Here is a 19,861-nt window from a genome sequence, read left to right on the forward strand (position 1 = left end):
CAAATTTGGACCGTTTTCATAATTATTGTATAGCTGAAAAAACCGAGTCCCACATTTTTTCAGTTAGTTTTTTCTGTTTCGCTGAAGACATGTTAATTTTGGCTAATGTTGAAGCTCTATAATCTTGATCATTTGTTAGTTTTTCAACTAGTTCAATAATAAACTCTTCTTTCACTTCAACTAAAAGTTCTGAAACATCATAATCATTTAGCAACATTTCATACTTATGACTCCAGCCCATTGCAATAACTGGAATTCCAGTAGATAGTGCACTAACCAACCCATGAAATCTGGAGCCAATAACAATAGAGGACCGACTAATTATACTCTTAATATCCAATGCATCTTGCGGATCAATAATTTCAACTGGAATTGGCAGCAAATCATTGATTTCATTTGCCAAAGCGAGATCTCTCGGTCCTTCATGTATGAGCAAATAAGGATTGTGCCCATTCTCAATCAAGTACTTTAGAGAGTTAGCAAGAACAGTTTTATATTCTCCCCCTACATTTCCTCTTCGCATCATTTGAAAGTTGGGGATGATACAAGCACGATCTTTAAGTGAATCATATTTAGTACAAATAACAGGTTTAACCAAATTAGTGAAGTCTGGGAATGATTGTAATTGACTAAACGTTCCTAATTGCTTAACGAAATCATAAGAAGTTTGATCACGAGCGATAACTAAATCTGATTTGCAAATAATATTAGCCGTTGCATTAGCCACCGCTTTATCATTAAAAGACCCAAATGCTTGAGGTAGTAAAATGACTTTAACACCTTTCGTATTAAAGTAATCAATCTCTTTACCTAGTCTATCCTGGATGAGCTTCTTTCCCCATTTGTCACCGTAGGCAAATCCAGAAGCATCAATAACTAAATCAATTTCATTTTTATTAACAATTCCATATTTGTCCCTTATTACCTTAGGTAAAAGAGAAAATGGCCAACCAAAATTATAGCCTTTACCAAAAAAACGTGACTTTTGAAAAAGATTATATTTAACTCTTGTTTTATAATCACCTAGAGGCTCAACTACAAAATCTGATTCTACCCCACGCTTTTCAAACTCTTGAATGACAGCTAATAACATCAACTCAGCGCCGCGGTTAGGGAGGCCAATCCCCTTAATTTCGATCATCATTCTATGAAATTTCCTTTACTAATAATTTATCACTTTTTTTCTGAGAAAAAGGTATACCACCTTCTTTCTGAGCATAACCAACTGCCATTAACATTATAACTCGCTTATGTTTAGGTAGCTCTAACTTAGACTCTATTGCCTTTTCCCGGCCCTCAACATCAGGCCAGTTTATTGAACAAGTAGCTAATCCTAGCGTTTCCAAAGCTAGCATTAATTGCATACTAGCCAACGAAGAGTCAATGTAGATAACATGTCTATCTCTTTCGGCAGGGTAAGCACTCAGGTCCCCAACTATAGCAATTGTACATTGAATATTTTTTGCGAATCCTGCAGTCCCCATGGCAAGCTCAGCCAAGGCAGTTGCTTTACCTGATTCATTAACGATGTAAAATTCATATGGCTGCCTATTACAAGCAGATGGCGCTAGAGACGCAGCATTCACAGCCTGCTTAAGCAGAGCTATTGGAACTTCTTTATTTTCAAACCAACGAACAGAACGACGCCTTTTATAAAGCGTTTCCAACTGCTCGAAAGTTACACAGCTCGGTGGCAAGTCCTTATATTTGTAAGGTACGTAGCTCAAAGCTGAATGTTCGCATTCAGAATTATAATCTTCAAAGGCTTTTGCTATCGCTCCATGATGACTAACTACAGAAAAGTATAACGTTAGGACATCTTGTGCCCATTTTAACTCTTCAGTACAAACACTCGTTTGCTCCATTGCTGAAGTGTAACATTTTACTGTTTCGCCTATATATGCCTCAGCAAAAACGTCACGCCTTGGCTGCATTATCAATCCTTTCTCTATTCTATGAATATTTCTACGTAGTAAAGCGCTACTTTTATCTACAAGTAGAAGAGTCTGCTTATACGCCAATCGCCCTTTTAAAACACTTCGATGCTCCCGAGAAAAAGATGAACTGAATAATAAATAGTATAGCGATGACAAGAAGTCAGACTTAGCGAAAAGCTTTATAAACTGGAAGTTAATCTCAATTTTTAAAGCATAAATCTTTGAAACAATACTGTTCGGTAATAATTTTTTTAATACTTTACGCATCTAAATACTCACTTGAAAATGGACCAATACCTGTAACCAAACGTAAAAGGTAATAGGAGAGAACGAGACATTATTATAGCCATTATCCGGGTTTTTCTTCCAAACCAAAAAGCAAGATAGGATGCCACGAAATATGAAATTAGTGTTGCGGCAGCAGCACCGACCCCACCATACGTAGGTATCAATAAATAATTAACAATTACGTTAATAACCGCACCTAACCCATGACTAATTAGGGAGTATCTTAACAAATCCTCAACTATTAACCATTTGCTTACCATTGATCTCATAAAAACAAAAACACAAGCCCAGATATGTATCTGTAAAATAAGAGCAGATGATAGATAATCACTGCCAAAAACAACACCGATGAAAGGTTTAGCAATAATAGTGACAAAGATTGCTAGCACAAATCCTAAAAGCAATAAAATATCACTTAACTTCTGTAATCTAACCAAATATTTTTTATTATTGTTCTGTTGCTTAAGTAATAATAACGATGGGAATAGTGATATAACAATAGCGTCCGCGAAAAAGTACCACACTTCAGACATCCTTGCTGCTACAGCGTAAAGACCAACCTCTGATGTTGAGGACAATTGTTCTAACATTATCTGGTCAATTTTTAAATAGATAATAGCTGCAAAACCAGAAAGAATTAGCCAAAATGACCTTTTTACTAAGTTTAAGCCATACTGAAAATCAACAGACTTTAAAACTAGTTTAAAACCATCTTTATAATATATATAAACAAAACCAAGTCCTACAAAAACATTCTCAATAGCAAATACACTCACTAATACTATGAACTCTGCATCTGAATATATTGCAATAATTTTAATAAGTGAAAAGAATAAGACAATAGCTAACTTCATTCTAGTTACAACTTTGGCAGCCATTTTAGACTGAAACCAAAATTCAAGAACAGAGAAACAACTGAATGCTGACGCTAAACACAATACAATTAAGCCCCAACGGCTTTCTTCGTTAGTTAATCCAATACCACATATGGCAATAGTCAAACATATTAAGCTTACAGAACTAGATCCAAAGACACGCATCGCTAATGTCGTTGCAATGATTTTGTCATGTTGATCTGGTGAATTAATCAATTCACGTGTAACTATCGCATTCATTCCTAGTGCCGCTAAAGGGGCAAACATCGCAACAATTGCAATAATATAGCTTAACTTACCAAAACCCTCCGGTCCCATGCTTCTAGCTAAAAGCACGTTGACCAATAGATTTGCCCCCATAACTACAACTTTCTCTGACATCAGCCACGAGGCATTTCTGGTGACGTTTTTTACTAGTGTACTCAATTTGATTTCCAAGGCCTTTCAAACATTTGAACAATAAACATCGCAAACTGCTTTACATATAATTAACTTTACAGAGCAACTCTGCTTTACATGAATATGATTAATCTTTACTTCAATGTATATTTTAAATAGCCTAAATTAGTAAAGTGCAATCGCGAATATATTTTATTATATTAAGTAGATAATAATAGTTAATTTATCAAAAATAAAATTAGGCAACCTAAAGCTGGCTCTTAATAAAACCCTTATAAGAGTATATAACAAAAAACATCAATGATTTAACGCGACTTAAACCAACAACATCTCTATAAAAACGCCACTGATATTTCAAAACATGAAATTTATTTTGAGTCATACCTGAATCAACTCGATACATAGCCAGTACTTCTGGTATAGCTTTAGCACAATCGATATCTTTAAGGATATCTAACCAAAGTCCCATGTCTTGCCGTTTCCTGATGAGAGGCATATACCTTTTCCCCATCAAATGACTATCGTACATTGCCGTCAAACAGCCGATAACATTGCTACAAAGTAATTGTTTATAATTAACTGTCTGTTGTGGCTTAACTATACCGCCAACACCTTGACGACTAAATTTTTTGTATCCACTATAAGATAAAGCAACATCATTATCGACCATAAACTTAACTTGTACTTCAAGCTTATTTTGCAACCACAAATCATCAGAATCTAAGAAAGCAATAAATCTTCCATTAGATTTACGGATGGACTTATTTCTAGCAGCACCGGCTCCGAGATTAGCATCTTGAAAGTGAAATTTTATTCTATTATCTTTTCGAGCATAATTTTCAATTATATTTTGCGTTCCATCTGTCGAAAAATCATCTGTAATTATAAGTTCCCAATTCATATATGTTTGTGATAAAACAGAATCGATACTTTCACAAATGAATTCAGAAGAATTATATGCAGGCATAATTATAGAAACTAATGGTTGCATTTATCTTCCCATTCCAAATAGGACAACTTTAACGGTTTTAAACAAGATTTTAATATCTAAAAGTGTACTATGGTGCTTAATATAAAATATATCATACTTGTGTTTCCACATTGCATCGTTAACCGACGCGCCATACGGATAACTTACCTGTGCTAATCCAGTTACACCTGGTTTAACTGCATGCCGAAAACGATAATATGGAATCTCTTTTTCCAAATCATTTATGAATACTTCACGTTCGGGTCTTGGCCCCACAATAGACATCTCGCCTTTCAGTATATTTATAATCTGTGGTAACTCATCTATACGAGTTCTACGAATGAAATTACCAACTCTTGTGACCCTGTTGTCATTTATTGAAGCCCATTGAGCACCTTTACTTTCAGCGTCACTTCTCATGGAACGAAATTTAATCACCTCGAACTCATCATTGTATTGCCCTGTTCGGCGCTGTTTATAAAATATAGAACCTGGACTTTCCATCTTGATCGCTAATGCTGCAACTATTCCTACGGGAAGTGCGACGAAAGACAGCAAGAAAACTGCACACAAATCAATTAAACGTTTTGCTAGTTGAGTTCTCTTTGTTGACAATATAGAAAATGCCTTTTGGTGCAAGAAGTAACCACTATGAAGCAATCTCACTTCAGTATAACCTAATCTTGCATCCAAATAACTTACGAGAGGTTCGACCCAAGCTCCAAGTTCAGTTGCGTTAACTAAAAACTGTCTTTGCTCTTTTGATAAATGAGCACTTTGAAAGTGGCATATCACTTTACAGCTTAGGTCTTTAATACTGTAATCATTAAAGATCATGTCGAATTCATAACCTTCGACAATACCCGCTATCTCTTGCTTTTTTTCAGCGGGACAAAAGATATAAATTAACTGTTGTGTTAAGACTTTCTTTTTAGACTTGAAGCGTTTAGATACTAACTTTAAGGGCTGATACTCTTCAGTCTCAACAGCTTTATTGGCTCTCAAATTCATATAGTTACCAAATTAATTATTATATTGTATACAAAGAAAGTGCTAACTTATAATTTTAACTCTGTATATTCTAGCTTACCAGAATCATTCACGTATTTAAAAACGTAATTTAAGGCCAATAGCCTACATACAACCTCTAAATTTGACACTGGAAATCCCTAATATAATTGGTTCTGTAAATATCGTTCTAACCGATACAAGCTACCAATCAGTCTGCTTTTCTTATAAAAGATTTCATTATCACGATAAGAAAGCTTAGAACTCCACCAAAAGTGGTTCCTAAAATACAAATTAGTGCTCGGTTAGGTTTTGATTTTTCTTCTGGTATGAATGCTGGGTCAATTGTCTTGAAAATATATTCCTCTCTTACCTCAGCAAACATTATTGTTTTCTCTTGCTCTTCGACTAACTTATAGAGAATCGAACGAATATCTGCAATATTAGTTTGTGCTATTTGTTTGCTTAAAAACTCTCTACTTCTATTAGCGTCAATAACATCTCGCTCTTTCATGACTTTGTTAATATCTTCTACTAACCAGGCCACCCACTGTTGTGCAATAGCCGGTGATAAATGCTCAACCGATACTGTGACCATGCCGCTATCTTTAGCGGAGTTAACTGCAATAACCTTACTGAACTCTTTATAGGCTTCTTGCATAGAAGGCTCAGGTTTATATGGTGCTTTAACTTCACGAACCCATGAATTTTTACTGACGTCATATAATTCATCATCATATATGATTGAATTATCGTTTAGATTCCACTTTTCGACTGCCATTAAATCAGGAAGAATGTTGTGCTTTTGGATAAATTGACTGGTAAATTGACGTGACTTCATCACCTCTATCGCCATTTGGGTTTTATCGACTCCGCCGCCACCGCCAAGGTTAATGCCAGCCATACTCGCAAGGCCGCCAAATTGACCCGCTAATGCACTTAAGCCGCCGCCCTGCTCTTCGCTCGCTGGTGCTAGCAACGCTTCAGACTTGTAGGTGTTGGGTTGCATAACTGCGAACGCTACTGAAGCTATGGTGAATACTGCCGTTATAGCAATGATTAGCCATTTGCCTTGCCATATGACTTTAAACAATTCGCGGAGGTCGATTTCGTCGTCGGCTTTTAGCTGTTGATTTGGGTATTGGGTGAATTGTGCGTCTTGGTTTTGAATGTTGTTCATTGGTTATTTAGACTCTAGATTCTAGGACGCTTCGCGGCTAGTGCGCTTCGCTTCTATACGAGCAGGCATCTGTTGATACTCGCTTCTTGTAATAATTTGTGTTTTCTAGGCTCAATAAGAAGAGCGGCCTTCGGCCTGCTAGTGCAGCCTGCGGCTGGCGAGAGCGCTGCGCTTCTAGATTCTATACAATCAAAAGATGAGCAAAGCGAACGCCTCAGCCTAATCTTTTGCGTTTATAGCAGGACAAAGTCCGCTCTAGCAGCAAAGCGTTCTAGCAGCCCAAAGGGCGTACTTCTCAGCCTTTATACCTGTGACTCTTTGTTCTTGATCATTGCACCTAGGATTTTTGCGAGCTCTTTGGCTTCTTTTACCATTTCCATTGAGGAATGTTTTTCTAGATAGCCGATTTCAATTCCGATGTATAACTGGGTAACTAACTCCCCAAGTGAGCCTTTCGCGTAATACAAGAAACGTATTTTCTCTTTCGCTGTTTCTCGCTCCTCTCCTTCGGCAATATTTGAAGGAACGGATAAACCTGAACGCGTTATTTGATCTTTGAAGCCCCAGTTTTGTACTTTCTCTGTAGCCTTATAGACTTCACATGCGAGTCGTGATGCTCTTTTCCAAACATCCAGTTGTTCGAATCTCATTTGAGTGACTCCTTTCATTAGTCAGAGCGTAGCGCTTCTAGGTCGTGACTTCGTCACGGCGAGAGCGTCGCAAGCTCCTTCTAGATTCTATACAATCAATAGCAGAGCAAAGCGAACGACTAACCTTACCTTTGCTTTTGGCTTTTGGCTTTTGCATTTATAGCAGGACGTAGTCCGCTCTAGCAGCGTAGTGTTCTAGAATCTAGAGTCATCTTAGCCTCACCGCTCTAGAAGCGCTGCGCTTCTAGGTCGTGACTTCGTCACGGCGAGAGCGTCGCAAGCTCCTTCTAGATTCTATACAATCAATAGCAGAGCAAAGCGAACGACTAAACCTTACCTTTGCTTTTGGCTTTTGGCTTTTGCATTTATAGCAGGACGTAGTCCGCTCTAGCAGCGTAGTGTTCTAGAATCTAGTGTCATCCTAGCCTTCTTTTTAAAGATTTGCGACGGTGGCGAATGCGACTGCTGTGTTGTATATGATGCTGGTGACTTGCGTCCAAAGCGTTAAGCTGTCTTTGTATTCAGTATCAAGTGGCACGATGATGGTGTCGCCTGGCTGTAGGCTAGACTCGCTGCTGAACCACATTGACTGGTTAGGAAGCATCACTGAACCATCTGCTTTAATGATGTAGGTTCTGTCATCATCAGCACGTGCTCTAGCACCGCCAGACATTGCTAGATATTGCTCTACTGTCTGACCCTCTTTAAATCGATGGGTTGCAGCATGCTGTACTTCACCCATTACGGCGATGGTTTGCTTAGTCGATGGGATATACAGTACGTCTTCATCTTCTAATTGAAGATCTGCCTGGGAGATACCAATAGAGATAGCCGAAAGGTCGACCACTAAACGGCCAACAGCTTGGATATTTTCCAGATCGGTAAGCATCATTTGTGCGTCGCTATAATTTGCAACATTACCGTCTTTCGATACTCCGCGAGTGGCAATATCACGACGCAGTTGATCTGCAAGCTTCTTAATCTCTAACTGCTCTTGTTGACGCACAGATTCACGCACAAAAACCGTCGAGGGTAAGTAGGCGTAATCCGTAAAACCACCTGCGCGGCTAAGTACATCCCCTAAGGTTTCACCGCGGCGAATGTTATAAGTGCCTGGGAACTTAACTTCACCGCGAATTTCAACTGATTTATTTTTTTGCCAATCAGGGGTTGTCATCACCGTCAGTATGTCGCGACTTTTCAGTAACACGTTTTGAGATGCATCACCTTGCAGCGCTAAATCTAATGCAATATTTTTATGGCTAATTGATGAGCCATCAGCGGTAGTAAAGGTACTCGTTAGCTCTGCGCGTGTGGTATAGGCACCCTCTTCTAGGCCACCTGCTGCCGTCACCAAATCACTTATTTTTGCATTAACAGCGAGAGGATAAATACCGGGGTTATTGACCTTACCATTGACCGCAATAGCTTGAACTCCAGCTCCTTGACGTCCTTGATTATTCAGCTTCATGATCACTGGGTATAGAAGCTCGCCGCGATTCATTACGCTACTAAGCTTAATTAAATCTCTGTCTTCGAACAGGTTAACCAACATCTTGTTGACTTCACCTTTGATTGCGGCGTTCTCATTATCTTCTGCCTTGCTATTAATTGCGATGCCACCTAACTCAGAGCGATCGGCAAACTTCTGTTGGCTAAGTTGAGAGAATCCCGCTTTAAAGAGATCATTGCCAAGTAACGAGTCACCGGCGAGTGATTGAACCTTCATGACCCGTTCTTTGACTAGCTTATTCAGTTCATATCGGTTTTGAGTCATGTCGCTGAAATTGAAGAAGATAATTTTATCGCGTGGATTAAGCAGTAGATTTTGCGATGCAACCTTACCGTTTATCGCTTGTGATGGTGAAAATTGGTAGACTTCAATATCACCCTGTTTATTTTTTTCACGGATAATAATTGCGTATTCTAAATCGGCAGAAACGGTTAAATCGCCCCAGATGGAAGGAACTAAGTCACTTAACTTCTGACCTTTATACCATTGGTATTTTCCCGGTCTAACCACAGCACCAATAAGGGTTAGTGCATCTTCATATTGTGAAGCGGCACTTTTAACCCGGATAACATCACCGGATAGCGCTTTCGTTGCTTTTCCTGCAGTAGAAGTAAGGTCAACGTTTACGATGGTTCTAAGGCTGTTTTTATTAAAACGTTCAACACTGCTGCGTTTTGGATAGGCACCGGGCTTTATGCCTGCGGCCATTTCAATGACCTGCGCCATGGTTTCATGCTGTTTAAGCTCATAGATAGCAGGACGTCTAACTTCACCGGTAACACTCACTAGGCCGCCAACCGATGGAATAAACACCACATCACCTGAGCGAAGGCGGATATCGCCAGAAGCATCGCCGCGAAGTAGCAGGTCATATAGGTCCATACTGCCAACGAGTTTACCTGCACGTTTGACCTGAATATCTCGCAGTGAGCCAATCTCGTTGACACCACCAGACACGAATAGGGCTTGAGTAATGGTTGAAAGACTTGAAACGGTATATGAGCCAGGTTTATAGGCATCACCGGCAACAAATATACGAATAGAGCGTAGTTCGCCCATGGTGATATTCGATTGAATACCAATCATCTGCTTTTCTATGCGTTGCGATAATGATTCTCTTAACTCGGCAAAAGTCAGCCCGATGACGGTAATTGGACCCAGTTCAGGAAACTGAATAACGCCTTCCCGATTGATGACTAGGTCGTATTCTTTGTTTTCTTTACCGTACAGCTGAACTTTAATGTTGTCGCCAGGGCCAACGAGGTATTCACTGGGTACTGGTACATCAGAAACCGGTGCGAACGTTGTTGGCTCCCCGGCAAACAAATCATAACCAAAGCGCTTTAGTTCTGTTTTAGCCGCATCTTCTTCAAAGGTTAACTGTTCAGCATTTTTATCTTTTAACGGATTGCCAAGCTGATCAACCGGGTTACCAAACTGGTCCGTTTGAATTAGCTGACCATTTTCATCGTACTGGGCACGCGGATTCACCAAGTTAGGATTTTCTAATTGCTGCTGTGAGCTAGTGCTGCCACCTAACATTGACGGATCAATGCCATATTGCTTCGCTAAACGTTGTTGCTCTGATGCTGGCAAGTTTTTAAACTGCTCCATCATTTGAGGAGATGGCGTAATAGCACTAGCCTGCCCTGACAGTAATATCAGCGCCGACATGCCAGCAATGATGAGTTTTTTAGTCTTATTAAGCACCAGTTATCTCCGAAAAAAGTTAAAAACAGGTAAAAAGCAGGTTAGGGCTGAGACGAACGGCCGTTGGCCTTACGGCACGTGACTTCGTCACTACGGAACGCTTCGCTTACAGTAAAGCAAAGACGGTAAAATCTTAGATGAACGGCCTATGGTCTTAGGGTAAAAACTAGAAAAGAGCACAGCAACGGCATAAATGCCGACCTACAAAAGATAATCGTGAACACCAACATAAGCATTACAACACCGCTGTAGGTTGGGCTCTAGCCCATCAATCATTGCAATCGACCATGCTAACCGACGGCATAAATGCCGACCTACAAAAGATAATCGTAAACACCAACATAAGCATTACAACACTTCTGTAGGTTGGGCTTTAGCCCATCAATCATTGCAATCGACCATGCTAACCGACGGCATAAATGCCGACCTACTTTAAAAGAAGGTTCTAGGTTCTAGGTTCTAGGTTCTAGGTTCTAGGTTCTAGGTTCTAGGTTCTAGGTTCTAGGTTCTAGGTTCTAGCAAAGTATAAAATCAACACCAACATCAAAAGCCAAAGGGTGTTTTCTGTTGATTTCCTAGCAGGACGTAGTCCGTTCTAGCAGTGAGCTGGCGAACGTCCTAGTATCTAGGACCTTCTCAGCTTTCTAGCAAAGACGGTGAAATCTTAAACGAACGGCCTACGGCCTTAGGGAACACTTTGCTTACGGTGAAAACTAGAAAAGAGCAAAGCGACGGCATAAATGCCGACCTACTTTAAAAGAAGGTTCTAGTACCTCGGAGCTTCTCAGATTTTAGACACGCTACCGCCCATGGATCACGGCTTCCAAAGTGCCCATCCGCAATGCGGACATCTCAATTTGTCTAACTAAAGGCCGAGCCTTTAAGTTGATTTAGTAACAACCAATATGAAATTCAGGATTGGTTGCTACTAAATCAACTCACCTATTGATGCTATAACCCATATTACCTAGCAACCACAACGCTCACTACAAACTCCGTCAGATAAATTTTACCCACTGACCCATTTTCTTTGGCCTTTAGCTTTAGCCAATAACCTGCTTCAAGTCGCGCAAGATTATACATCAATGAGCCCATTTGAGCAGTAACTCTAAGAGATACCATTTACTAAGTGTTCAATCTTTATCCGATAAAAGGCGCAAAACCACGAAATGCTAAAAACAAAAATGTAGCTTGATGATTATCGGGCATTAAAGATAAAGACATAATAATTATAAATAAGCTAAACATGGTGTAACAAACGTACTAAAGGACGTAACTGAACAGATCTCGCTAAAAACAGTTACCTTTCACATTGTTCGCGATGTTGTGACGGCGTTAATAATAACTCTCAGATTTTCTACTACGCATAACAGTGACTATGGCGAATCTCTTACAACAAAAATCGTTTTTAACGTACTTTAAAATAACTAGTATTAAAAATATGCTTAACATCTGTATGTGCAACTAACCTTAACGGCGAGTTTAGACTTACTTTTTATCCAATCGTGAAATGGCAGATTTATTCACCGCTACACGCTGCTGATTACCCATCAGTTCGAATAGTACAAAACAACGTTTTTCACCATTAGACTCATCAAATACACCTTCAAGTTCTGCAAAGGGGCCCTCGGTAAAGCATATATTTTCACCTTGCACCATTTCAGGTGGTGCAATCGATTCAGGCAACAATTTGGACATTAGCTTATGCTCGCGCATTTTTATCCGCTGGATAACACTGTCATCGATAGCTGTCATTAATTCCTTACAGCCAACAATGCGGATAACACCTCGAGTGCTATGAATACGGGCAACACTGGTCACTTGTGGATCAAAATAAACAAATAGATAGCTCGGAAAGAGCGACACGCGGCGAATCGTTACTTGTCCCTTTTGTAACTTTTCTTCTGGGAAGGTAGGCAGATAAGTTTCAATCTCTTGAAGTGCTAGGTTCTGTTGCGCTCGGGCTTCGCCACGAGGTTTGCAATAAAGTAAATACCAAGCCTTCATTCTCTATCTCTTATCAATGGTTAAAATGGTGATGTCCCTTCACGGAGCCGAATACTAGCAAAAGTTCTAATTAAATTGAAAGTAATTTTCATGTTACTCGGTAATTAACAGGCTGTATGTTGGACCCTGCGTCGAAGTCACTCTACGCTGTGCTTAATTAGCCAGCAGTCGCTCCCTTAAAATTGACTTAAGGCCCCTTAAAAGGGTATATAAGGTGGGCTTTATCGCATTTGGCGCTATTTTTAGCTTCAAATAATAAAAAATAGAATATAAGCCAGTAACAGCGCTATCAATTTTGTTACATATACGCACTGTGCATAACGTTACAGTCGATATATACGACAAATCAGGTTGGGCTAATTTATGCAAAACTACTTCTGTGAAGTTTATTAACTCACAGGCAATCACAAGCTGAAGGTGGAAGAACAAATGAGCGGAGTAAAACCCCAGGGGACGATGCTTGGGCATCCGAAGGGATTGTTCCTGTTGTTTACAACAGAATTATGGGAACGATTTAGTTATTACGCGATGCGTGCAATTTTAGTACTTTATCTAGTCGATAAAGTACAAGGTGAAGGTGGTCATGGTTTAGGTTGGACCAGTGGTGATGCTCTTTCCCTTTACGGTACATTTACTGGTTTAGTCTATTTCACTCCGCTGATTGGTGGTTGGTTAGCTGATAATGTGCTTGGGCAACGTAAAGCTATCTATATTGGTGGCGCCTTAATGGCCATAGGTCAGTTCACTCTCGCGTTCCCTCATAGTTGGATCCCGGGTTCTGAAGTCATGGCATTCTATATCGGCCTAGGCACACTGATTATTGGTAACGGCCTATTTAAGCCAAATATATCGACTATGGTTGGTGATCTATATGAAGAAGGCGATCATCGTCGTGACGGTGCATTCACTATCTTCTACATGGGGATTAACGTAGGTGCTGCACTAGCTGGTTTTGTAGTGGCTTGGGCTTACACCTCATTTGGTCAAACCGTCTTATTTGAAGGACAAGAAGTGTTTATCAACAACTGGCAGGCAGGTTTCTTCTGTGCTGGTGTTGGTATGATTTTCTCACTGATTATACAGTACATATTTGCTCAAAAGCTGCTTGGCGATATTGGTCGCTATCCGGCCGCTAAAGTTGATAAAGAAAATGCAGCTGCTAGCGGTATTGTTCGTAAAGAACCACTATCCAAAATTGAACGAGATCGCATCAAAGTCATTATGGTTATGGGTCTGTTCACCGTCATTTTCTGGGCTGGTTTCGAGCAAGCCGGTGGACTACTGAACTTATTTACCAATGAGTTCACCGACCGTTCTATTGGTGGTTTTGAAGTACCAACGACTTGGTTCCAATCTCTTAACGCCATTTTCATTGTTGTTTTCGCCCCGGTTATTGCTTCAATCTGGATCCGCTTGGGTAAAAACGAGCCTAACTCACCGGTTAAGTTTGCGCTTGGTCTATTTCTACTTGCGATAGGTTTCCTCTTTATGATGGGCGCCGTAATGGAAATGGATGGCAGTGCCAACGTTAAGTCAAGCATGTGGTGGTTAGTGGGTGCATACTTCTTCCACACTATGGGCGAGCTATGTTTATCTCCTATCGGTTTGTCTATGGTGACTAAGCTTGCTCCACTGCGTATTGCTTCGTTACTCATGGGTGCATGGTTCCTATTTATCGCAGCGGCGAATAAGATTGGCGGTGTGGTCGGTTCATTTATCGGTCACGATGGTACTAAAGAAGAACAATTGGCGAATGCCATGGGGATCTTCGCAGGTATCGCAATCACTGCAACTATTTCTGGCATCATCCTCTACTTTATGGCTGATAAGCTTGTAGATTGGATGCACGGCGCTGAAGGCCATCCTGAAACTGAAGAAGAAGTGCTTGAGCAAGAGATTGCAGTTACAGCAGAGCATGAAGGCATAAAGCATTAGGTTCTAGGTTCTAGGTTCTAGGTTCTAGGTTCTAGGTTCTAGGTTCTAGGTTCTAGCAAAGTATAAAATCAACATCAAAAGCCAAAGGGTGTTTTCTGTTGATTTCCTAGCAGGACGTAGTCCATCCTAGCTGTGAGCAGGCGAACGTCCTAGTACATAGGACCTTCTCAGCTTTCAGATAGGTTCTGCAATTAAATAAAAATGCCTCGTAGTAATACGAGGCATTTTTGTATAAAAGAGAAATAGATTATAGCTCTGGTGATTAGTTGCCTTTTCGTATCCTGATTAATGCTGCGAGCATTGAAGATAGCTGCTTTGTTTCATCAATTAGTGCTAAAGCGCTTTTCTTATCCACTAAGTCGACTTCAATGGCTATGTACAGTTGGGTAACAAGTTCACCAGCTGAGCCTTTTGAGTAATATAGAAAGCGAGCCGATTCCTTTGCTGATTGCCTTTCCTCTCCCTCTGCGATGTTAGATGGGATTGACAGTGCAGCTCTTGTCACTTGATCTTTAAAGCCATAATCTTTACAGTTTCTAAATAATTTATAAATATTACAAGTTAATCTAGACGCCCTCTTCCAAACATCTAGCTTCTCATACGCAAAGCTTTTCATTCATTCATCCTTGAATAATAAAAACAAATAATGACTATAGTATTGATCTGGCACTACCGTATTGACAAGTGGCTATCAGGCTAAATACAGCCTTCCTAAGGTGTAACAAAATTAACCTTACAACCATAGGTAGTCATCTCATGGAGTTAAGCTAGACCTCATGATTCGAGGTAAACGATAAGCTCTCCTCCTAGTGACTCGTACCTAGCACCTAAAACCTTTCTTAAGACGCCGACAGCTGTATATAACCGCCTGGTGGCATGCTTGTGTCATGCACTAGGCCGTGAAACTGATTATTTAGTAACTGCCGTTTATGCTCACTTACATTGGTCAAAATACATATCTGTTCACCTGGCATCAGTGTGCGAAACTGAATAGAGGGGTTTCCCCAATTCATCACGCCTAATTGCAACGAATCAGCTAGGGCGAGTGGTGTCAGGCCTTCACTATTTCTCAAGTAGCAACGAAACTCACTGCCGGCTTGGGCAATTGCGACTCGGTAACTACTCAAGTCAATCACCACATAGGTCATATCTACAAAGATATCTAAGCCTGACTTTGTCATTCTATTATTCAGATAAGTGAGCATATTGAACGGCTCTGCAATGACTGTTGACAGACTATTACGGTAGCGCTTCAACTTATGATTAACAAAACTTTTCAATAAAACACTGGCAAATGCGGCGCGATTATCATGGGGATAAAAATGCGCCATATACATCATGATATGAGTATCATCTAGCATGGCAGTATCGATAAAGTGAGCGCTTACGTTATCGGTATTAAACAGGCTATAGTCAATTTCGGCTTTTATGTATTCAATGCGACTTGGGGGGAATAGTTGCTGTTGCACGCTCTTTGCGGCTTGCTCACTTTGTTCTAATAGCGCTAGATTTTGGTGTAACTCCAGATAAGATAATGATTCCAGTTCATCTATCTGCAAAGACGATTCAAGCGAGCTATGGACAGACTCGAGGATGGCGTTTTCGATAAGAAAAAGATCAGCTACCGGTTTAACCAGGTAGTCGCTTGCGCCGTGTCTGAGGGCTTCTATAACATCAGACATCACCTGATTGCCGGAGATAATTATAGAGGGGGTGCCAGGACTGTATTTATTCATTGCCTTGAGCATTTCTAAGCCACCAAGCTTTGGCATGCTTAAATCGGCGATAACGATATCAAACCTTTGATTTTTAAAGGTATACAAACCGACTTCACCATCATCAGCTTCGATAACCATCGCGCCTCGACTCTCTAAAAAAGCCGTCACGATTTTGCGGAAGACGGGATCGTCCTCCACGAATAGAATTGTTAATCCTTTTAGCGCCATTTGCTGTCCTTAACTTACAACAGCGTAAACTCACATCCTTGTTTTTTATGTTTCCGCTTCATATCGGCTCATTTTTCTATACGTTACCGACAATATAATTATTTACTCAAGTTCCTGCATGTATTCATCAAGTAATTCGTCATCATCTTCGCTTTGAGGAATATCACCATCATATACTTTGTAATCCATATGTTGGAAATACGCTTCCTTGACGAAAGTATATGGATCGAGTGCATTGTCAACCAACCGCTCCTGATCGATTGCAGATGCCCTTTTATGCAGGTTTTTAAGACCCCACTTCAGTACTGACTGCCAAAATGTCAGCTCAGATAAAGGAAAGTATAGATCATCTATCCAATCAGATGCGAGCTCTCTTGTCACATAGGGGCCAATAAATGGCGCCATGAAGTAGGGACCGTTAGGTACGCCGTAATAACCAAGCACTTCGTTGAAGTCGTCTTGCTTACGAGTCATGCCCATCATTTCAGCAACATCAACCACGCCTAACAGGCCTAACGTGGTATTTACCGTAAAACGACCACCTGCATTTGCGGCCCAGCCCCACTTACCTTGCAGGGTATTATTGACAATACTGCTCGGTTCTTCGAGGTTGAGGACAAAATTATTAATGCCGTTTTTAACCGGACGCGGGACGTAGTCGCTATAACCATGTGCTACGGGTCGATAGAAATATCGATCCATAAACAGATAATTTAGATCCCACATGGCGCGGTTAAACCCTTCGATTGGGTCGCGCGGATCATTGTAAGTGACTGTTACTTCATTACCTTCCGTGGTGTTATCTTCTGCAGCAATTGCAGAAAATCCAACTATCGCCAGAGAAAGCACAATCCATTTATACTTCATAATTGTCTCTTTTAAAAAGGCTAAATTTGTTACCGCAACGGTAAGGCTTAAGTCTTTTCAAGTTGCTGCCGATATAGTCATAAGAGCGGATAATTAAGCTACATCTAACGTAATTAACTATTAGAATGATGATTCGACGAGTAAGACGGCATAGCATACTCAGTACAGCCGATAGGTCAAACATAATTTTGTGATAAAACATAGCCATTATTTGCTTAAAATAGGACCTACTTTTGGATAACTTTGTTAATTCAGTATCAAACACGACAAAAGGAGGTAAGCCAGCCCTAAATGCACCGCTATCTGCCAATTCAGCTGCGCTTATTCCTGTCACTGCCACCATGAGTAAAAGTGCTACCCAGATCAAATTTTCAGGACAAACATACTTAATAAAACTAGCAGCCCCATTAGCTGCACAGCAGTTTACTAAAGCGCACGCTTTCCTACTTAATATAGTGCAGCAAAATTCGCTTGCCACTAGTGCGTCGCAGATGCAGCTGCTAACCTTGGGCCAATCCGTTTTTTTTCCTATGCCTAAGGCGATGTTAGCACTGGCAAAGCGCAACAATATTTCGGAGCAAAAACTGTTAAATCTTGCTAGAAAAGCAGAAGGTTATTTGCTGCCGATTGCCAAAAGCCACGGCACTGAACTGCAGTTCAACAACGGCGCTAATATTAGGTTGCCGATGCTTGCTGCACTGGCCGATGGCGAGTACTCAGTAGCAATAAAAACCAAAGGGCAACAGCTGTTTCTCAAGCTGTCGCCCATTCAAGCCCAAATCCCCATCAGCTTCGATGGTCAACTTGGTCATAATAGCCTGCAGCACAGTACCGGCGATTTACAGCAGCCGGTAGCGCAAATAGACAAAGCGAAAACAAACGTTAACTATGAATACAAGCAGTTATTTAGCAGCCTTGAAAACATGTCGCTACCCGGCTCGATTAACTCATCAGCAGTAGCCGCCAAAAGTGCACTAGCAGTAACAAGTACTGCCAGCCCTAAACAAGCGGGGCAACAGAGCTTTTTGGCGTCTGCGTTAGCCAAAGCCGGCGGCTTACCCAGAGCATCAATAAAGTACAGTTCGCCACTGACAAGCTTGGCAAGTGCACTGTTTAAGATATTGCCGCAACTCAGTCCTGAGTCGATGTCATCGCTGAGTGAGCCTAAAAGGCTACAACAAGCGCTATTAAGCCTAATCACCCTCAATATTGCTCCTACAACATGGACCACAACAGCCAATAGCCATATCGACAGCTTAAGTTTACTCTGCCAGCTGATGTTAGGCAGAGCTGCAGCAAAGCAAAGTTTGAGCCCTGAATTACACAATAGATTGGCATTATTACAGGCCAAGCTTGGGCTTTCACCGCAACTGTTGTCATTACTTGAAGCGACCGGCGCGCAGACATCCATGACCAGTTTACTGAATAACTTGAGCCTTTATCAGCAGCAATCAGGTACGCTTGACGGCGTTAACCATTGGTACTTTGCACTGCCCTACTCCATCAATCATTATCAAGAACAGTTTGAAGGTCATTTTGAGCAGGTAGAGGAGCAATCAAAAACCAGCGAAAAGTGGAAACTTAGGCTTAAATTTAACCTATCTAGCGGGCCACTGTTAATCACAGCCACTGCCAACGTAGCGGGATCAGCCGAAGACCCACTACTCTTATCTGTCAATTTCACCAGTGACAGTGAAACCCTGCTAAGTAAAGTTAGATTGCTCAGCCCCAGTCTGGTCAGTAAAGTCGAGCAGTTAGGTATAACCATCAGCAACATAAACACTCAACAGCAGACTGTCGCCGCCACTTTACTGCCCGGTGAACATTACTTAGTTAAAGTGGAAGTTTAGGAGTTAGATGAGCAACCAAGAACAGCCGACTAAAGCCGTGGCGTTGAAATACGATAAAGGCTCAGCACCCACAGTATCCGCTAAGGGCGAAGATGCTTTAGCGCAAGAGATGATTGCTGTGGCGAAAGCCGCTGGCGTGTATATTCATCAAGATGAACACCTCTGCGATTTTTTACAGAAATTGGAAGTCGGTGAAGCTATACCCAAAGAGCTCTACCTACTCATAGCCGAACTGATCGCCTTTGCTTATGTACTTGATGGCAAATTTCCAGAAAAGTGGAACAACATGCATCAAAAGATTTTGGAAGAGGTTTAGTGATAGATGCTAGCAAAGACGGGAAAATCTTAGACGAACGGCCTAGGGCCTTACGGCACGTGACTTCGTCACTACGGAACACTTCGCTTACGGTAAAACTAGAAAAGAGCAAAACGACGGCATAAATGCCGACCTACAGAGATATTCGTAAACACCGGCATAAGCATTACGCCACTGTAGGTTGGGCTTTAGCCCATCAATCATTGCAATCGACCATGCTAACCAACGGCATAAATGCCGACCTACAAAAGATAATCGTGAACACCAACATAAGCATTACAACACTGCTGTAAGTTGGACTGTAGGTTGGGCTTTAGCCCATCAATCATTGCAATCGACCATGCTAACCAACGGCATAAATGCCGACCTACTTTAAAAGAAGGTTCTAGGTTCTAGGTTCTAGGTTCTAG

The 19,861-nt window shown here is 41.0% G+C and carries 16 protein-coding genes; 4 read left to right on the forward strand and 12 right to left on the reverse strand.

What is annotated here, in order from left to right; genetic code table 11:
* Positions 1 to 22 precede the first annotated feature (22 nt).
* The 9 genes from L2755_RS08140 to rfaH form a co-directional block, all read right to left on the reverse strand.
* Positions 23 to 1,144: a polysaccharide pyruvyl transferase family protein gene (locus L2755_RS08140; protein WP_248980182.1), complete on the reverse strand. Its 1,122-nt coding sequence runs from the start codon at positions 1,142 to 1,144 to the stop codon at positions 23 to 25.
* A 1-nt stretch (position 1,145) separates the two neighbouring features.
* Positions 1,146 to 2,204 (reverse strand): nitroreductase family protein, encoded by a 1,059-nt coding sequence (locus tag L2755_RS08145; RefSeq protein ID WP_248980183.1) that lies wholly within the window; start codon positions 2,202 to 2,204, stop codon positions 1,146 to 1,148.
* Between the two features lie 8 nt (positions 2,205 to 2,212).
* A complete protein-coding gene (locus tag L2755_RS08150) occupies positions 2,213 to 3,526 on the reverse strand; it encodes a flippase (RefSeq protein ID WP_248980184.1) in 1,314 nt (437 codons plus the stop codon).
* Positions 3,527 to 3,746: 220 nt separating this feature from the next.
* Positions 3,747 to 4,490, reverse strand: a complete 744-nt coding sequence (locus L2755_RS08155; protein ID WP_248980185.1) for a glycosyltransferase family 2 protein — start codon at positions 4,488 to 4,490, stop codon at positions 3,747 to 3,749.
* Positions 4,491 to 5,480: an exopolysaccharide biosynthesis polyprenyl glycosylphosphotransferase gene (locus L2755_RS08160; RefSeq protein ID WP_248980186.1), complete on the reverse strand. Its 990-nt coding sequence runs from the start codon at positions 5,478 to 5,480 to the stop codon at positions 4,491 to 4,493.
* 208 nt (positions 5,481 to 5,688) lie between these two features.
* Positions 5,689 to 6,657, reverse strand: a complete 969-nt coding sequence (locus L2755_RS08165; protein WP_248980187.1) for a Wzz/FepE/Etk N-terminal domain-containing protein — start codon at positions 6,655 to 6,657, stop codon at positions 5,689 to 5,691.
* Positions 6,658 to 6,959: 302 nt separating this feature from the next.
* The gene (locus L2755_RS08170; protein WP_248980188.1) at positions 6,960 to 7,307 is read right to left on the reverse strand and encodes a four helix bundle protein; all 348 of its coding nucleotides are present in this window, start codon (positions 7,305 to 7,307) and stop codon (positions 6,960 to 6,962) included.
* Positions 7,308 to 7,740: 433 nt separating this feature from the next.
* A complete protein-coding gene (locus L2755_RS08175) occupies positions 7,741 to 10,530 on the reverse strand; it encodes an SLBB domain-containing protein (RefSeq protein ID WP_248980189.1) in 2,790 nt (929 codons plus the stop codon).
* A 1,488-nt stretch (positions 10,531 to 12,018) separates the two neighbouring features.
* Positions 12,019 to 12,537 (reverse strand): transcription/translation regulatory transformer protein RfaH, encoded by a 519-nt coding sequence (gene rfaH, locus L2755_RS08180; RefSeq protein WP_248980190.1) that lies wholly within the window; start codon positions 12,535 to 12,537, stop codon positions 12,019 to 12,021.
* Positions 12,538 to 12,966: 429 nt separating this feature from the next.
* On the opposite strand from rfaH, the gene L2755_RS08185 reads away from it, so the two are divergent.
* Positions 12,967 to 14,472 (forward strand): peptide MFS transporter, encoded by a 1,506-nt coding sequence (locus L2755_RS08185; RefSeq protein WP_248980191.1) that lies wholly within the window; start codon positions 12,967 to 12,969, stop codon positions 14,470 to 14,472.
* A gap of 262 nt (positions 14,473 to 14,734) precedes the next feature.
* Here the strand turns inward: L2755_RS08185 and L2755_RS08190 are convergent, their stop codons facing one another.
* The 3 genes from L2755_RS08190 to L2755_RS08200 form a co-directional block, all read right to left on the reverse strand.
* Entirely contained in the window at positions 14,735 to 15,088 is a 354-nt protein-coding gene (locus L2755_RS08190) for a four helix bundle protein (protein WP_248980192.1), read from the reverse strand.
* Positions 15,089 to 15,311: 223 nt separating this feature from the next.
* Positions 15,312 to 16,418, reverse strand: a complete 1,107-nt coding sequence (locus L2755_RS08195; RefSeq protein WP_248980193.1) for a response regulator — start codon at positions 16,416 to 16,418, stop codon at positions 15,312 to 15,314.
* 102 nt (positions 16,419 to 16,520) lie between these two features.
* Positions 16,521 to 17,285 carry an MlaA family lipoprotein gene (locus L2755_RS08200; RefSeq protein WP_248980194.1) on the reverse strand — a complete coding sequence of 255 codons (765 nt, stop codon included), beginning with the start codon at positions 17,283 to 17,285 and terminating at the stop codon, positions 16,521 to 16,523.
* A gap of 233 nt (positions 17,286 to 17,518) precedes the next feature.
* Here L2755_RS08200 and L2755_RS08205 point away from each other — a divergent pair, with 233 nt between their 5' ends.
* From L2755_RS08205 to L2755_RS08215, 3 genes are all read left to right on the forward strand, one after another.
* Positions 17,519 to 19,135: a hypothetical protein gene (locus tag L2755_RS08205; protein ID WP_248980195.1), complete on the forward strand. Its 1,617-nt coding sequence runs from the start codon at positions 17,519 to 17,521 to the stop codon at positions 19,133 to 19,135.
* Between the two features lie 7 nt (positions 19,136 to 19,142).
* Entirely contained in the window at positions 19,143 to 19,451 is a 309-nt protein-coding gene (locus L2755_RS08210) for an EscU/YscU/HrcU family type III secretion system export apparatus switch protein (RefSeq protein WP_248980196.1), read from the forward strand.
* Between the two features lie 125 nt (positions 19,452 to 19,576).
* Positions 19,577 to 19,744, forward strand: a complete 168-nt coding sequence (locus L2755_RS08215; RefSeq protein ID WP_248980197.1) for a hypothetical protein — start codon at positions 19,577 to 19,579, stop codon at positions 19,742 to 19,744.
* Positions 19,745 to 19,861 lie beyond the last annotated feature (117 nt).

This window comes from Shewanella abyssi (assembly GCF_023284025.1).
GTDB classification, from domain to species: domain Bacteria; phylum Pseudomonadota; class Gammaproteobacteria; order Enterobacterales; family Shewanellaceae; genus Shewanella; species Shewanella abyssi.